Origin of the sequence: Kitasatospora sp. NPDC059827, from assembly GCF_042731675.1 — a bacterium.
Lineage (GTDB): Bacteria > Actinomycetota > Actinomycetes > Streptomycetales > Streptomycetaceae > Kitasatospora.
The window spans coordinates 1-16,023 of sequence record NZ_JBHWIV010000133.1; the positions used below are offsets into that span (position 1 = coordinate 1).

General features: G+C 72.7%; 14 protein-coding genes. 3 read left to right on the forward strand and 11 right to left on the reverse strand.

The window, feature by feature from the left end; genetic code table 11:
- Nucleotides 1-396: 396 nt before the first annotated feature.
- Nucleotides 397-1,701, reverse strand: coding sequence for a tyrosine--tRNA ligase (gene tyrS, locus ACFV8H_RS39620; protein WP_380409411.1), 1,305 nt, complete (start codon nt 1,699-1,701; stop codon nt 397-399).
- A 298-nt stretch (nt 1,702-1,999) separates the two neighbouring features.
- Here tyrS and ACFV8H_RS39625 point away from each other — a divergent pair, with 298 nt between their 5' ends.
- A complete protein-coding gene (locus tag ACFV8H_RS39625) occupies nt 2,000-2,530 on the forward strand; it encodes an HNH endonuclease (RefSeq protein ID WP_375893871.1) in 531 nt (176 codons plus the stop codon).
- Between the two features lie 71 nt (nt 2,531-2,601).
- Here the strand turns inward: ACFV8H_RS39625 and ACFV8H_RS39630 are convergent, their stop codons facing one another.
- The 7 genes from ACFV8H_RS39630 to ACFV8H_RS39660 form a co-directional block, all read right to left on the reverse strand.
- Nucleotides 2,602-4,566, reverse strand: a complete 1,965-nt coding sequence (locus ACFV8H_RS39630; protein ID WP_380409402.1) for a PQQ-binding-like beta-propeller repeat protein — start codon at nt 4,564-4,566, stop codon at nt 2,602-2,604.
- A 165-nt stretch (nt 4,567-4,731) separates the two neighbouring features.
- On the reverse strand, nt 4,732-5,037 hold the full coding sequence (locus tag ACFV8H_RS39635) for a 4a-hydroxytetrahydrobiopterin dehydratase (RefSeq protein WP_375893876.1): 306 nt from the start codon (nt 5,035-5,037) through the stop codon (nt 4,732-4,734).
- 59 nt (nt 5,038-5,096) lie between these two features.
- On the reverse strand, nt 5,097-5,276 hold the full coding sequence (locus ACFV8H_RS39640; RefSeq protein WP_360241223.1) for a DUF1272 domain-containing protein: 180 nt from the start codon (nt 5,274-5,276) through the stop codon (nt 5,097-5,099).
- Between the two features lie 73 nt (nt 5,277-5,349).
- Nucleotides 5,350-6,108, reverse strand: a complete 759-nt coding sequence (locus tag ACFV8H_RS39645; RefSeq protein ID WP_380409404.1) for a sulfite exporter TauE/SafE family protein — start codon at nt 6,106-6,108, stop codon at nt 5,350-5,352.
- A 264-nt stretch (nt 6,109-6,372) separates the two neighbouring features.
- On the reverse strand, nt 6,373-7,425 hold the full coding sequence (locus ACFV8H_RS39650; protein ID WP_350506797.1) for an SPFH domain-containing protein: 1,053 nt from the start codon (nt 7,423-7,425) through the stop codon (nt 6,373-6,375).
- Between the two features lie 10 nt (nt 7,426-7,435).
- Entirely contained in the window at nt 7,436-7,858 is a 423-nt protein-coding gene (locus tag ACFV8H_RS39655; RefSeq protein ID WP_350506796.1) for an NfeD family protein, read from the reverse strand.
- A gap of 116 nt (nt 7,859-7,974) precedes the next feature.
- The gene (locus tag ACFV8H_RS39660; RefSeq protein WP_375893885.1) at nt 7,975-8,766 is read right to left on the reverse strand and encodes an ABC transporter ATP-binding protein; all 792 of its coding nucleotides are present in this window, start codon (nt 8,764-8,766) and stop codon (nt 7,975-7,977) included.
- A gap of 150 nt (nt 8,767-8,916) precedes the next feature.
- On the opposite strand from ACFV8H_RS39660, the gene ACFV8H_RS39665 reads away from it, so the two are divergent.
- Complete coding sequence (locus ACFV8H_RS39665; protein WP_380409407.1) at nt 8,917-9,720, forward strand: hypothetical protein; 804 nt, start codon at nt 8,917-8,919, stop codon at nt 9,718-9,720.
- 56 nt (nt 9,721-9,776) lie between these two features.
- Here the strand turns inward: ACFV8H_RS39665 and ACFV8H_RS39670 are convergent, their stop codons facing one another.
- The 3 genes from ACFV8H_RS39670 to ACFV8H_RS39680 all read right to left on the reverse strand — a co-directional run bounded on the left by ACFV8H_RS39670 (nt 9,777) and on the right by ACFV8H_RS39680 (nt 14,394).
- Entirely contained in the window at nt 9,777-10,430 is a 654-nt protein-coding gene (locus ACFV8H_RS39670; RefSeq protein ID WP_360241205.1) for a response regulator transcription factor, read from the reverse strand.
- Nucleotides 10,423-11,619, reverse strand: coding sequence for a GAF domain-containing sensor histidine kinase (locus tag ACFV8H_RS39675; protein ID WP_375893892.1), 1,197 nt, complete (start codon nt 11,617-11,619; stop codon nt 10,423-10,425). Before ACFV8H_RS39675 ends, ACFV8H_RS39670 begins: the two co-directional genes overlap by 8 nt.
- A gap of 168 nt (nt 11,620-11,787) precedes the next feature.
- The gene (locus ACFV8H_RS39680; protein WP_380409409.1) at nt 11,788-14,394 is read right to left on the reverse strand and encodes an FHA domain-containing protein; all 2,607 of its coding nucleotides are present in this window, start codon (nt 14,392-14,394) and stop codon (nt 11,788-11,790) included.
- Nucleotides 14,395-14,629: 235 nt separating this feature from the next.
- Here ACFV8H_RS39680 and serB point away from each other — a divergent pair, with 235 nt between their 5' ends.
- Nucleotides 14,630-15,880 (forward strand): phosphoserine phosphatase SerB, encoded by a 1,251-nt coding sequence (serB, locus tag ACFV8H_RS39685; RefSeq protein WP_375893896.1) that lies wholly within the window; start codon nt 14,630-14,632, stop codon nt 15,878-15,880.
- Nucleotides 15,881-16,023: the final 143 nt, after the last annotated feature.

The window sequence follows — 16,023 nt, forward strand, 5'->3', positions numbered from 1 at the left end:
CCTTCCAGCGGGCCCTCCGGGCGCTTCGTTCTTTCGTGTTTCCAGCTTACCAGATGTTTTCCGCTCCGTTTTCCGGAGTTTCATTCATCCGATTTTCCGAACTGGTCGGGCCGCTTTTCGCGACGACCACCACTTTAGCGCATTTCAAGAGTGACTCGAAATTCACGATCACACCCTGTCGACGGATATGCCGACGAACCCAATTGAATGGGCTTCGAAGTGTGAGAGTGGGTCTTGCTGAGTGGGGTGGCCGCTCCAGCGACTCGTTCAACACTAGGCCACCTGGAGGACATCGTCAAACGTCGAGGGCGGGATCCGGCTGGATCCCGCCCTCGATCGTCGAAGCCGCAGCTCGGCGGCGTCGGTTTTCAGTCACTCGGTCCTTCGGCGGCTCGGTCACTCAACCGAGTCGGCCGGCTCGGCCGCCACCGCCGACGACGCCGGCACCAGCTCCGCCGCCGCCAGGTTCCGCTTGCCGCGCCGCAGCACGAGCCAGCGCCCGTGCAGCAGATCGGCCTCGGTCGGCACCGCCTCCTCGTCCGTCACCTTGACGTTGTTGAGGTAGGCGCCGCCCTCCTTGACCGTCCGACGGGCGGCCGAGCGGCTCGGCGCCAGGCCGACCGCGACCAGCAGGTCGACGATCGGCTGGAGTTCGGCGGTCTCGGCCTTCGGGACCTCGGCGAGGGCCGCGGCCAGGGTCGGGGCCTCCAGGTCGGCCAGGTCGCCCTGCCCGAACAGTGCCTTGGACGCGGCGACCGCGCGCTCGTACTGCTCGGCGCCGTGCACCAGCGTGGTGAGCTCCTCGGCCAGGGCGCGCTGGGCGAGGCGGGCGGCGGGGCGCTCGGTGGTCTCGCGCTCCAGCTCCTCGATCTCCTCCTTCGAGCGGAAGCTGAAGATCCGCAGGAAGTTGGAGACGTCCCGGTCGTCCGCGTTCAGCCAGAACTGGTAGAAGGCGTACGGGGTGGTCAGCTCGGGGTCGAGCCAGACCGTGCCGGACTCGGTCTTGCCGAACTTGGTGCCGTCGGCCTTGACGATCAGCGGCGTGGCCAGCGCGTGCACGGACTTGGCGTCGGCCTTGCGGATCAGGTCGGTGCCGGCCGTGAGGTTGCCCCACTGGTCGCTGCCGCCGGTCTGCAGGGTGCAGCCGTAGCGGCGGTTCAGCTCCAGGTAGTCCATGCCCTGGAGGATCTGGTAGCTGAACTCGGTGTAGCTGATGCCCGCGTCGGAGTTGAGGCGTCGGGCGACGGCCTCCTTGGCGATCATGTTGTTGACGCGGAAGTACTTGCCGACGTCGCGCAGCAGGCTGATCGCCGACATCCCGGAGGTCCAGTCCAGGTTGTTGACCATGCGCGCCGCGTACGGGCCCTCGAAGTCGAGGAAGCGCGAGATCTGGCCGCGCAGGCGCTCGACCCAGGCGGCCACCGTCTCGGGGTCGTTGAGCACGCGCTCGGCGGTGGGCTTCGGGTCGCCGATCAGGCCGGTGGCGCCACCGACCAGGCCGAGCGGGAGGTTCCCCGCCTGCTGGATGCGGCGCATGGTGAGGATCTGCACCAGGTTGCCGAGGTGCAGGCTGGGGGCCGTCGGGTCGAAGCCGCAATAGAACGTGACCGGGCCGTCCGCGAACGCCTTGCGCAGTGCGTCCTCGTCGGTGGACAGGGCGATCAGCCCACGCCACTGCAGCTCGTCGACGATGTCCGTCACGGTCACGCTTCTCCTTCGATCGGGCGTCCGCCCGTTGTCGGCCCGGTTCGGTTCGGTCGGGCCCCGGGTCGGTACGACTCCAGCCTGATAGAGCCTACGCGGTTCCGGCCAGCGAGTTTTCCCCGAGGCACCGGGTCGGTCGGCCGGGGTCCCACCCCCGGGTTCCTCCCCGATACCGGAAATTCCGTTGTTAGTCGGCTGTGGGCCCATTCAGAGTGGTTTCACCGCCGCGCGGCGGCAGTGACGTGTGTGGAGACGGTCGTGCCGCCGTGGCACGCCCGTGGGAAGGGTGTGCCGAGTGCGCAACACGCTGGTTCTGAACGCGAGCTACGAGCCCCTGACGACGGTGTCGCTCCAGCGCGCCGTCGTCCTGGTGCTCCAGGACAAGGCGGTGGTGGAGCAGGCGCATCCGTTGCGCTCGATCCGGGGTACCGGTGTAGCCGTTCCGGTGCCCCGGGTGATCAGACTGCAGAGGTACGTGAGGGTGCCGTTCCGACAACAGGCCCCGTGGTCGCGGCGGGGTGTCCTGGCCAGGGACCAACACCTGTGCGCGTACTGCGGGCACCGGGCCACCACGGTGGACCACCTGCACCCCAAGTCACGCGGTGGCGAGGACAGTTGGCTGAACACCGTGGCCGCGTGCGCCGAGGACAACCAGCGCAAGGCCGACCGGACACCCGAGCAGGCCGGGATGAAGCTGCTCCGGCGCCCGTTCGTCCCGACGCCCCAGGCCACTCTGATGCTGGCGCTCGGCCTGCGCGGCTCGGAGGCCCGGGAGCTCGCCGACTGGCTGCCGGCCGTACCGGGGCAACCCGTCACGGCGGCCTAGCAAAGGAGTAGCGAAGGCCCGGCGCCATCCCGGCGACGGCCCGGCCACCCACGCGGCCGGGCCCCGCGGGCTCAGCCCTTCGCCTGGAAGCCCGCGGCCGTGCCGTAGTTGGCCGCATGCTCGGGCACCACGACCACCTGCCCGCCACCGATCAGCACCCGCCCGGAGAGCAGCAGCGAGCCGGTGCCGGACGGGAAGTTGCCGCCGACCGCCTCCTGGCCGCCCGCCAGCGGGAAGCGGCCGAGGCGGGCGGGCTGGTCGCGGCGCTCGTCGGCGGCCAGCACCAGCGAGCCGCCGTCGATGCCGACGGCCCGGGCGGTGCCCTTGGCGGCGGTCGGCGCCTTCCAGCGCTGCTTGCCGGTGTCCAGGTCGTAGCCGACCGCGGACACCGGCCCGCCCGGGTTCGCCGGGGTCATCGCGGCCACCATCGTGCGGCCCTCGAAGAAGACCTCGGGGGTGGCCGAAAACGTTCCGTGGGTGAGGACCAGTCGGCCGCCGTCGGTGACCACCGGGATCTCGGCGGCCGGGTCGCCGGCCGGCCCCCAGGCGAACACCCGGTCGTCCTCGGGCTTCGCTCCGGTGGTGAGCACCACGGAGGGTTCGGCGGAGAGCACGGTAACGGTCTTCGGCTGGTTGTTCAGGCCCCGCCACCAGCCGACCTTGCCGTCCGCCGCGTTCAGCGAGACGGCCTGGTCGGCGGGCGTGGAGTCGGCGCAGGTCGAGGCGACCAGCACGGTCTTTCCGGTGACGCCGCCGGACAGGGTGCAGAACTTGCCCTGGCCGGTGTACTGCCAGACGTCCTTCCCGTCGGCCGACGCCCAGGCCACCGCCCGGTCGTCGCCGACCGCGATCACCATGTCCTCGGTGACGCCGATCCGCGCCGAGTAGGCGCCCTTGGCGTCCGAGACGGTCTTGGTCCAGGCGGTCTTGCCGGTCTTGGTGTCCACGGCGGCGACCAGCGTGCAGGGGCTCTTCGGGTCGGCCTGCGGCCGGAACAGGGCGACGCCCAGCCCGGCCTGGTTCACGCCCGCCGACAGTCCGCACGGGACGGCCCCGGCCGCCGGGGGCTCGACCGACCAGGTCGGCTTGCCCGCCGTCCGGTCGTAGGCGTGCACGCCGGAGCCGTCGGCGCGGACCACCGCGTCGGCCAGCAGCCAGCTGCCGACCAGCGTGTCGTCACCCGCGGGCTGCGCGGCGGCGACGGGCTGCGCGGACCAGGCCTTGGTGTGCGCCACCGCGAACCCGGGCTCGCCTCCGCTGCTCGCCGCCGCACTGCCGCCGCCCTCGGCACCGACCGTCAGCGCCGCGGTTATCAGCACACCGAGCGCCGCCACCCCGGCACCGGCCCGCACCAGCAGGGCCCGTCGACTGGGCACGTGCTCCCCGGTCAGGACGGCCGACCGGACCTTGTCCACCAGCGAGGAAGCGCCGGCGGAAGCGGAAGACGAAGACGACGAGGAAGCGGAAGCGCCGCCACCGCGCCGGCCCGCCCGCGAGCGCCCGGCGGATGCGGCGGGCTCAGCGGGCTCAGCCGGCTCGGCAGGCACGGCACCGTGGTCACCGGTCTCCCCCACCGCGGTCGCCGGCTCCGCCGGGGATTCCTCCAGCCGCACGTACCCGTCGGCCGAGTACTCCGCCCCCGCCGGGACGTACAGTCCGTCCGCGACCGGTCGCTCCTGCGGCTCGGCGGCGTACGGCTGCTGCCCGTGGCCCGGGAACTCCGGGTGCTCCGAGTACTCCGGGTACCCGGAGTGCGGCTGCTGGTACGGCTGCCCCTGGGCGTACCCGCCCTCGACGTAGCCGGTCTGCCCGTAGCCGCCCTGCTGGTCGTAGGTCGGCTGCCAGTGACCGCCCGGCTGCTCGTGGTGCGCCGCCTGCGGCCACTGCCCGTGCGACTCCGGCTGCGGCTGCGACGACTGCTGCTGCCACTGCGCCTGCTGTTGCTGGTCGTGGTACCCCGGCCAGTTCTGCTGCGAGCCCTGGGGGTACCACGGCTGCTGCTGGGCGTGGGGGTCTCCGAAGGGCTCCTGCGCCACCGTTCCGTCCCTCCCTGCCCCCGCTGCCTGCCGATTGCGGCAGTCAGCATCTCACGCCCGCCCCGGCCGACCGCCCGGCCCCTGGGCACGGGCCGGAACGGGCCGGAGCGGGCAGGCACGGACAGACACGGACAGGCGCGGGCCCGGACCAGGGCAGAGCGACCCTCAGGCCGCGGACTCCGCGCGCAGGGCCTCGTCGATCCGGGCGGCGAGGGTGAAGTCCAGGCCGGTGAGACCGCCGGCGCTGTGCGTGGACAGCACGAAGCGCAGGGTGCGCCAGCGGATGTCGACGTCGGGGTGGTGGTCGAGCGCCTCGGCCTGTTCGGCGACGGCGACGACCACCCGGATCGCGGCCGGGAAGTCGGGGGCGTCGGCGCTGCGGACGATGCTGTCGCCGTCCCGGCGCCACAGCGGCACGGCCGCCAGGGCCGCCACGGTCTCGTCCTCGCTCAGTCGGGCCCTGCTGCTCATCGGTGCGCTCCGGGGGTCGTCGGTCGGACCGGCGGGGTGCCGGTCGGGCGGGGTGCCGGTCAGGCGGCCTTCCGACGCGGACGGACCACCAGTTCGCCGCCGCAGTTGGGGCAGTTGGCGGCCATGGCCTCGGTGCAGTCGGCGCAGAAGGTGCACTCGAAGGAACATATCGAGGCGGGGCCGTCGGCGGTCAGCGACACCTCACAGCGCTCGCAGATCTCGCGCATCTCCAGGGCCATGGCACACTCTCCGGTTCACGGACGACGGTTCGGTCGGTCGTACGATCCCACAGCCGTCCGAAGCCCGGTCAACTCAGCTCAGCAGCAGCTTGGTGACGGCCGCGAGCCCGACCACCACGATGACCCCGCGCAGCGCGGCCGGCGGGAGGCGGCGGCCGACCTTGGCGCCGATCAGGCCGCCGACCAGCGAGCCCGCCGCGATCAGCCCGGCGGCCGTCCAGTTCACCGTCGAGGTGAACAGGAAGAACAGGGCGGCGACCCCGTTGACGATCAGCGCCAGCGCGTTCTTCACCGCGTTGATCCGCTGCAGCTCCTCCTGGAGCAGCATGCCCATCAGCGCCATCAGCAGGACGCCCTGGGCGGCACCGAAGTAGCCGCCGTAGATGCCGGTGAGGAACACCCCGGCCAGTAGCACCGGGCCGCCGTCCGGATCGCCGTCGGCGCGCCGCCGGGCCGCGACGGCCTTGGCCACCCGGGGCTGGACCACCACCAGGACGAGGGCGAGCAGGATCAGCGCCGGGACGATCGCGTCGAAGGCGCCGCTGGGCAGTCTGGTCAGCAGCAGCGCGCCGAGCAGCCCGCCGAGCAGCGAGGCGGTGCCCATCCGGCGCAGCCGGCGGCCCTGGCCGGCCAGTTCGCGGCGGTAGCCGAACACGCCGCTGAGCGAACCGGGCACCAGGCCGAAGGAGTTGGAGATGTTGGCGGTCACCGGCGGGATGCCGACCGCGAGCAGGACCGGGAAGGTGATCAGGGTGCCGGAGCCGACGATCACGTTGATCATCCCGGCGCCGACGCCGGCCACCAGGACGGCGATCGCCTCCCAGAGCGTCATGGGTCACCCCTCCTCGCGGTCCTGTCCGAGGGGATCATGCCGGACGGCGCACCGGCCCGACCAGGCCCGACCACCATTCGGGACGTACGCCACACCGCCGGGGCAGCACGCGGGACGCCGCCCGGGCGCCGACCGGAGAAACAGCGGGGCCCGCCACCAGCAGGCAGCGGGCCCCGACCGGAGGACCGGACCGACCACTCCGGACCGATCACTCCGGTCCGATCACTCCGGTCCGATCACTCCGGGTCGGTCACTCCGGACCGATCACTCCGGGTCGATCTTGCGGTACTCCCGCGCCGGGTCCACCCGGGGGCGGGCGGCGCCCTTCTCCACGTCCACCGGCCGCGGCCCGGCCGCCGGGTCCAGCGGCACCTGGGTCGCCGCCGGGGGCGCCTGGGGGACGCTCGGCGCGGCCACCGCGCCGCCGTTCATCCCGCCGCCGTTGCCGGTCAGGCCGCCGAAGGCCCCGCCGAGGCCCTTGAGCGCGTCGCCGACCTCGCTGGGGATGATCCAGAGCTTGTTGGAGTCGCCCTTGGCCAGCTCGGGCAGGGTCTGCAGGTACTGGTAGGCGAGCAGCTTCTGGTCGGCGTCGCCGTCGTGGATGGCCTCGAAGACCGTCCGGATCGCGGCCGCCTCACCGTCGGCGCGCAGCACCGCGGCCTGCGCCTCACCCTCGGCCCGGAGCACGTCCGCCTGCTTCTCACCCTCGGCCTTGAGGATCTGCGCCTGGCGCTGGCCCTCGGCGGTGAGGATCGCGGCGCGCTTGTCACGGTCGGCGCGCATCTGCTTCTCCATCGAGTCCTGGATGGAGGTCGGCGGCTCGATCGCCTTGAGCTCGACGCGGTTGACCCGGATGCCCCACTTGCCGGTGGCCTCGTCCAGCACGCCGCGCAGACCGGCGTTGATGACCTCGCGCGAGGTCAGGGTGGACTCCAGGTCCATCGAGCCGATGATGTTGCGCAGCGTGGTGACGGTCAGCTGCTCGATGGCCTGGATGTAGCTGGCGACCTCGTAGGTGGCGGCCCGGGGGTCGGTGACCTGGTAGTAGATGACGGTGTCGATGTTGACGACCAGGTTGTCCTGGGTGATCACCGGCTGGGGCGGGAACGGGACGACCTGCTCACGCAGGTCGATCCGGTTGCGGACCCGGTCGATGAACGGCACGACGATGTTCAGCCCCGCGTTGAGCGTCCGGGTGTAGCGGCCGAAGCGCTCCACGATCGCGGCGCTGGCCTGCGGGATGACCTGGATCGTCTTGATCAGCGCGATGAAGGCCACCACGACCAGGACGACCAAAACGATAAGGACGGGTTCCACGGACTCTCCCCTAGACGACCAGGGCGGTCGCGCCCTGGATTTCGACGACGTCGACCTGCTGCCCGGGCTGGTAGACCTGGTCCGGGTGGAGCGCGCGGGCCGACCAGATCTCACCGTTGAGCTTGATCCGACCGCCCTCCCCGTCGACGGTTTCCGCGACGACCGCGGTGGCGCCCTGCAGCGCCTCGATGCCCATCTTGACCTGCGGGCCCTTCTGGAGCTGCCGGTAGGCGATCGGCCGGACGAAGGCCACCAGTGCGACCGAGACCACCAGGAAGGTCACGGCCTGGAGGACCACCCCCGCGCCCAGTCCGGCCGCGCCGGAGGCCACGAGCGCGCCGATCGCGAACATGGCGAACTCCGGCATCGCGGTGAGCACCAGCGGTATGCCGAGCGCTGCGGCGGCCAGGAGCCACCAGGTCCAACTGTCCACACGACCATCCTAGGGAGCGAAGGGCCTTCGAGGCGGACAGTTCCCGCAGGTCGAGGGGCGGAAACCGGTCGCACGTGCGACCGGTTCCGACAGCCTCGGTTAGGGCCGACCCGGGGTCAGCCCAGCGGCAGTCCCTGCGCCGACCAGCGGTCGCCGTGGCGCTCCAGGGTGAGCGGCAGGCCGAAGCACTTGGAGAGGTTGCGGGCGGTCAGCTCGGTGTCGATCGGGCCGGCCGTGAGCACCCTGCCCTGGCGGATCATCAGCACGTGGGTGAAGCCGGGGGCGATCTCCTCGACGTGGTGGGTGACCATCGCCATGGCCGGCGCGAACTCGTCCTGGGCCAGCGCGCCGAGCCGGCGGACCAGGTCCTCCCGGCCGCCGAGGTCCAGGCCGGCCGCCGGCTCGTCGAGCAGCAGCAGCTCGGGGTCGGTCATCAGGGCGCGGGCGATCAGGGTGCGCTTGCGCTCGCCCTCGGAGAGGGTGCCGAACTTGCGGCCGGTCAGGCCGGCCATGCCCATCCGGTCGAGCAGCGCGAGGGCGCGGCCCTCGTCGGACTGCTCGTAGGACTCCTGCCAGCTGACCGTCATGCCGTACGCCGCGGTGAGCACGGTCTGCAGCACGGTCTGCTCGGCCGGCAGCTTGTCGAACATCGAGGCGCCGGCCAGGCCGATCCGGGAGCGCAGCTCGAAGACGTCGATCTCGCCCAGCTTCTCGCCCAGCACCGAGACCTTGCCCGAGGTCGGGAAGAGGTACGAGGAGGCGATCTGCAGCAGGGTGGTCTTGCCGGCGCCGTTCGGGCCCAGGATGACCCAGCGCTCACCCTCGGAGATGGACCACGAGACCTGGTCGACCAGCGCGCGCCCCTCCCGGACCACGGATACGTCCACCAGCTCCAGCACGTCGCTCATGCCCACGCCTTCCCCAAATACCAAAAATGTCGGCCGTCGGTGCGGGCGGCGGACCGACCCCGGCAGCCGGTGGGCACGGGATGGGTGCGCCGCACGCGCATGGGCAAACCTACGCCACGCGGATGACCGCCGATTCCGTAGGCTGGCCGGATGCTCGTGACTCCTGCCGACAATCCGTACGAAGAGCCCCGTTCGGGGCGGCTGACCGCCTGGGGCAACGCTCTGCTGAGCGGCCTGGCGGCGCCGGACGACGCCGCCGAGGCCGTGCTCGGCGCCGACGAGGGCCACCGGGTGACCGGGCTGCCCGGGGACGCCCCGGGCGAGCCGCACGCGCTGACCTGGGCGTTGGGGCGGCTGCGGGTGCTGGGTGTGAAGGGCCTGCGGCTGGCGCTGCCCTCGGCCGGGCACCCGCTGGGCCTGACCGGCCCGGCGGTGTTCAACGAGCGGGCCATGGCGGCCGGCGAGGCCGTGCTCGCGGTCGGCGCACCGCTCGGGCTGGTGCCGGAGATCACGGTGTTCGGTCCGGCGGGCGACCGCTCGGCCACCGTGCTGTGGCGCTGCGCCGAGGTCGGCGACGCCCCGCCGGCGGACGTGCCCTCGCTGCACGAGGCCGAGCGCGAGCTGGCGGAGGGGCTGCGCGAGGCGACCGTCCTGCTGGCCGGGCTGGACGTGGCGGGCGCGGGCCCGGAGGCGCTGCGCGCCCTGGAGGCGTACCGCCGGCGCGGCCACGCCGAGCTGCTGGCCCCCGGCTACCCGCCGCGCGCCGTCCGGGTGCTGGAGTCGGCCCGCCAGGTGTCCGCCCTGCTGGCGATCGCCGCGGGCGGCCACGGCGCGGCCGTGAGCGCCTCCGAGATGGCCGCCCGGCAGTCGGTGCTGGCCCCGCTGCGGCGCACCGCCCGGCGGGCCCAGGTCGCCGCCTACAACGCCCTGGTGGACGAGCGCGAGGACCACTGACGGTCGCGGGAACGGCGGGGAGGGAACCGCCGGGAGGGAACGGCGGGCGAGGGGCCTCAGGCCCGGGCCTCGCCGTTGCGGACGGCCCACAGCGCGGCCTGGGTGCGGTCGGCGAGGTCCAGCTTCATCAGGATGTTGGAGACGTGGGTCTTCACCGTCTTCTCCGACAGGTGCAGGCTGCGGGCGATCTCCCGGTTGGAGCGGCCGTCGGCGATGTGGCCGAGCACCTCGCGCTCGCGCTCGGTGAGGGTGCCGCCGCGGCCCTGCGGGGCGCGCGGGCCGTCGTCGGCGAGCAGTGCCTCGGCCAGTTCGGGCTGGAGCAGCACGTGGCCGGCGTGCACCGAGCGGATCGCCCCGGCCAGCGCCTCCGGGTCCACGTCCTTGTAGACGTACCCGGCGGCGCCGGCCCGCAGCGCGGGGACCATGGTGCGGTGCTCGGTGAAGCTGGTGACGATCAGGATCCGGGCCCGGCTGCCGCCGTCCTTGAGGGTGCGCAGCGCCTCGATGCCGTCGACGCCGGGCATCTTGAGGTCCATCAGGACGACGTCCGGGTCGAGTTCGCGGGCGCGCTCGACGCCCTCGGCCCCGTCGGCGGCCTCCCCGACCACCTCGATGTCGTCCTGGACCTCCAGGAAGGTGCGCAGCCCGCGGCGGACCACCTGGTGGTCGTCGACCAGCAGGACGCGGATCGACGGCGTGCTCTCAGGCACCGGGGACCTCCATCTCGACGAGCGTCCCCTTGCCGGGGGCGGACTCCAGGGTGAGCGTGCCGCCGACGGCGGCCGCGCGGTCGCGCATCGAGGCCAGGCCGAGGTGGCGGCCGGCCCGGCGGACGGACTCGGGGTCGAAGCCCCGGCCGTCGTCGCGCACCCGCAGCACGGCGCCGCGGGCGGGGGTGCCGGCCAGGGTGACGGTGACCCGGCCGGCGCCGGAGTGGCGCAGCGCGTTGTGCAGCGCCTCCTGGGCGACCCGCAGCAGCGCGGCCTCCTGGGCGGGCGGCAGGGCGCGGACGCCGTCGGCGGCGAAGGCGAGGTCGGCGGTGTGGGCGCGGTCGAGGACCTGCACCTGGGAGGCGAGGGTGGCGCTCAGCCCGTCCTCCTCCAGGGCGGCGGGGCGCAGTTCGACCACCACGGCGCGCAGTTCGTCGGCGGCCTCGGCGGCGAGCCGGGCGACCTCCTCCAGCTCGGCGCGGGCCCGGGCCGGGTCGCGGTCGACGAGTTTGGCGGCGGCCTTGGCGGTCAGCCGCAGCGAGAACAGCTTCTGCGAGACGGCGTCGTGCAGGTCGTGGGCGATCCGGGCGCGCTCGCCGGCCAGGGTGAGTTCGCGGCTGCGTTCGTACAGCCGGGCGTTGGTGAGGGCGAGGGCGGCGTGGGCGGCGAGGATCCGCAGCAGTTCCTCGTCGTGGTCGGTGAACAGGCCGCCGCCGCGCTTGTTGGCGAGGAAGATGACGCCGGTCACCCGGGGTTCGTCCTCGCCGGCCTCGGTGTCGAGGATCGGCATGCCGAGGAAGGCGTCCATCTCGGGGTGGGCGGCGGGCCAGCCCTCGAAGGCCGGGGCCTTGCGGACGTCGGTGAGGCGGGTGGGGCCGGTCTCGTGCAGCAGTTCGGCGAGCACGCCGTGCTGGCGGGGCAGCGGGCCGATGGCCCGCCACTGCTCGTCGGTGATGCCGTCGACCACGAACTGGGCGAAGCCGCCGTGGTCGTCGGGCACGCCGAGGGCCGCGTACTCGGCGCCGAGCAGGTCGCGGGCGGAGGCGGTGATGCGGCGCAGCACCTCGCGGACCTCCAGGTGCCGGCTCATCGCGAGCAGGGCCTGGCTGACGGCCTCGATGCCGGCCAGCGGGTCGCAGGCGGAGCGCGGGTCGAGGGGGGTCCGGTGGTCACCGGTCGGGCTGGGCATACCGCCAAACTACCGCCGGCGCGGGGGCGTCCGCGTCCGTCCCCGGCCGCTCCGGGCGCGGGTCCGGGGACCTAGGCCGATGGGCCCACCCGGCGGGCGGGAGGGGCCGGGAACGCCGAAGGGCGCTCCCCCGGAACCGGGTGGAGCGCCCTTCGGCGGCTGCGGACGTCAGCCCTTCTGCATGACCTCGGGCTCGTGCCGGCGCTGCAGCCGGGTCACGATCACGCCGATCACGACCGAGATGACGATCAGCACGCCCGCGTCGATCGACCACTGGGCGACGCTGTGGGACCACAGCGGGTCGTAGTTGGGGTTCTGGAAGTCCTTGTTCCAGGGGCCCATGAGGTGCGACAGGTCGAGCGTGGTGGACACCATGCCGGTGCCCCAGCGGGCCGGCATCAGCCAGGCGACCTGCTCCAGGCCGGGCTTGCCGAAGATCTGGAAGAGGCAGCCGGTGAACACGACCTGGACGATGGCGAACATGACCAGCAGCGGCATGGTCTTCTCGGCGGTCTTCACCAGCGCGGAGATCATCAGGCCGAACATCATCGCGGCGAAGCTGAGCAGGATCATGCCGATGGTCATCTCGATCATCGGGATGTTCTTGACGATCAGGCCGTGCTCGGGGAGCTTGCGCGGCAGGAAGCCGACGGCGGAGATGATCGCGCCCTGGATCACCGAGAAGACGCCCAACACGATGATCTTGGACATCATGTACGCCGACCGGGACAGGCCGGTGGCCCGTTCCCGTTCGTAGATCGCCCGTTCCTTGATCAGCTCGCGGACCGAGTTGGCCGCCCCGGAGAAGCAGGCGCCGATCGCCAGGATCAGCAGGATCGTCGCGGCCCCGTTGTTGAGGTGCAGCTGGGTCTTCGGGTTGGGGGCGAGCCCCGGTTCGTTGGGGATCAGCACGCTGACCGCGCCGATCACCGCGGGCAGCAGCACCGACAGCGCCAGGAAGCCGCGGTCCGAGGCGAGCACCGACATGTAGCGGCGCATCAGCGTCCACAGCTGCGAGCCCCAGCTCTGCGGCTTGGGCGGGCGGACGGCCTCCTGGGCGACCTGGACGTGCTGCACCTCGCCCGCCTCGACGGTCGGGGCGGAGTACTGCTGGTAGTGCACCGAACCGCGGTAGCGGCCGGCCCAGTCGTGGTCGGGGTAGTTCTCGAAAGCCTGGAAGACGTCCGCCCAGGTCTCGTACCCGAAGAAGTGCAGCGCCTCGTCCGGCGGGCCGAAGTAGGCCACCGCACCGCCCGGCGCCATCACCAGCAGCCGGTCGCAGAGCGCGAGTTCGGCCACCGAGTGGGTGACGACCAGGATGGTGCGGCCGTCGTCGGCGAGGCCGCGCAGCATCTGCATGACCTCGCGGTCCATGCCCGGGTCGAGGCCCGAGGTGGGCTCGTCCAGGAAGATCAGCGAGGGCTTGGTGAGCAGTTCGAGCGCGACCGAGACGCGCTTCTGCTGGCCGCCGGAGAGTGCGGTGATCTTGTTGTCGGCGCGCTTGTCCAGGCGCAGCTCGTACAGCACCTCGTCGATCCGGGCGTTGCGCTCGCTGGCCTCGGTGTCGCCGGGGAAGCGCAGCTGGGCCGCGTACTTGAGGCCCTTCCGGACGGTCAGCTCGCGGTGCAGGATCTCCGACTGCGGCACCAGGCCGATCCGGGAGCGGAGTTCGGCGAACTGCTTGTAGAGGTTGCGGCCGTCGTACAGCACCTCGCCGCGGTCGGCCGGGCGGTAGCCGGTGAGGGCTCGCAGCAGGGTCGACTTGCCGGAGCCGGACGGGCCGATGACGGCCACCAGGGACTTCTCCGGGACGCCGAAGCTGACGTCGTCGAGCAGGACCTTCTTGCCGCCCTTGTGGTCGACCTCGACGGTCAGGTGGCGGGCGGAGAAGGAGACCGCGCCGGTGTCGACGAACTCCTGCAGCTGGTCGCCGACCAGCTGGAAGCCGGAGTGGCCGACGGTCAGCCGGTCCTGCGGGCCCATCAGCTGGCGCTGCACCCGCTGGCCGTTGAGGAAGATGCCGTTGTGGCTGCCGAGGTCGACGATCTCGTAGCGGCCGTCCGGCAGTTGGCGCAGCTCGGCGTGGTGCCGGGAGACCTGGAGGTCGGACACCACGACGTCGTTGTCCAGCGCGCGGCCGATCCGGACGGTGCGCATCCCGGCCGTCAGGTTGCGGATCACCGTCGGCTGCGGGCCGCCGCCGCCGTGCTCCGGCGGGGCCGGGAAGCCCTGCTGCCCGGGGAAGCCGCCGTGCTGCGCCGCCTGCTGGTCCTGCGGCGGGTACGGCTGGGCGGCCTGCTGCTGCGGCACGTACTGCTGCGCGGGCTGCTGCTGCGGCCAGGCCTGCTGCGCCTGCGGCTGCTGCTGGTACGGGTCCTGACCCGCCCAGGCCTGCTGCGGGGCGGGCTGCTGGGGCGTCGGGGCGGGGCTGCGGCTGGTGACGGCCTCGTGCACCGGGGTGGGCTGCGGGGCGGCGGCGTGGGCGGGCGCGGAGAAGGCGAGTCGGGGGCCGTTCTCCGGGTTGCCCAGGTTCACCACGGCACCGGGGAACAGCTGGGCCTGCATGGTGCGGGCGCCGGCCACGTAGGTGCCGTTGGTGCTGCCGTGGTCGTCCAGCTGCCAACCGCTGCCGTTGAAGCCGATGGTCCCGTGCTGCCAGGAGACCCTGGCGTCGTCGAACGTGAAGTCCGACTGCGGGTTGCGCCCGATGGTGTAGGACCGCCCGGGCTCAAGAGTCCGCTGCTGTCCGTTGATATCAATGACGAGTTGCGGCACTGCTTGCCTGCCCCGCTCTCTCGGTTCCCCCGATTTGGCCCCCGGCCGGGGGTGCACTGTTCCTCTGACTGACGGGGGGAATCATTCCAGCCCGCCGTCCGCGGGTGAAAGTCACCCCGGGTGACTGTGACCAGGCTGCTACCCGGGGCTGCCGGTCGGGCCGCGGGCACGGGTGTCCCGCGAGGTGGGACAGGTGCCCCCGGCGGGGCGGCCGACCGGTAGCGTGGGAGCCACCATGAACGCATCGCCCCTGGCCGCTGAGCCCCTCCCCGCCGCCCAGCCCCGGACCGCGGACGAGCGCACCCTGCTCGTCAAGGTGTTCGGCAAGGACCGCCCCGGCATCACCGCCGGCCTCTTCGCCACCCTGGCCGGCTTCGGCGTCGACGTCATCGACATCGAGCAGGTCGTCACCCGTGGTCGCATCACGCTGTGCGCCCTGGTCACCCCGCCCCGCTCGCCCGACGCGGAAGGCGGCCTGCGGGCCACCGTGCACCGCTGGGCGGAGGAGCAGAAGCTCCAGGCCGAGATCCTCTCCGGCATCGGCGACAACCGCCCGCGCCGTGAGGGCCGTTCGCACGTGACGGTGCTCGGCCACCCGCTGACCGCGGCCGCCGTCTCCGCGCTGACCTCCCGGATCACCGTGGCGGGCGGCAACATCGACCGCGTCTTCCGCCTCGCCAAGTACCCGGTGACGGCGGTCGAACTGGCCGTCTCCGGTGTGGCCACCGAGGAGCTGCGGGCCGAACTGGCCCAGGAGGCGGCCGCCCAGCGGGTGGACGTCGCGGTGGTGGCCGCCGGGCTGGAGCGCCGGGCCAAGCGCCTGGTGGTGATGGACGTGGACTCCACGCTCATCCAGGACGAGGTGATCGAGCTGTTCGCCGCCCACGCGGGCTGCGAGGAGGAGGTCGCCGAGGTGACGGCGGCGGCGATGCGCGGCGAGCTGGACTTCGCCGAGTCGCTGCGGGCCCGGGTCGCCCTGCTGGCCGGACTGGACGCCTCGGTGACCGAGAAGGTGCGCGCGGAGGTCCGGTTCACGCCGGGGGCGCGCACCCTGATCCGTACGCTCCAGCGGCTGGGCTTCCAGGTCGCGGTGGTGTCCGGCGGGTTCACCCAGGTCACCGACCACCTGGTGGAGCAGTTGGGGCTGGACTTCGCGGCGGCCAACACCCTGGAGGTGGTGGACGGCAGGTTCACCGGCCGGGTGGTCGGCGAGATCGTGGACCGCGCGGGCAAGGCCCGCTGGCTGGCCCGGTTCGCCGAGCAGGCGAAGGTGCCGCTGTCGCAGACGGTGGCGATCGGCGACGGCGCCAACGACCTGGACATGCTGAACGCGGCCGGGCTCGGGGTGGCCTTCAACGCCAAGCCCGTGGTGCGCGAGGCCGCCGACACCGCGGTGAACGTGCCCTTCCTGGACACCGTGCTGTACCTGCTCGGGATCACCCGCGAGGAGGTCGAGGCGGCCGACGGCGGGCTCTCGGTCGACTGAGGCGTGCCGACAGCCGAGGGGCGCGGGGGGTGATTAACCGCCCCCCCCGGGTTTACCCGCCCCCGCCGGCCCCCGGGGGCCTCAGCGCCCGGGTGGTTAAAGTACAAACCCAGCACCCCCCCCACCACCCCCCACCAAGAAAA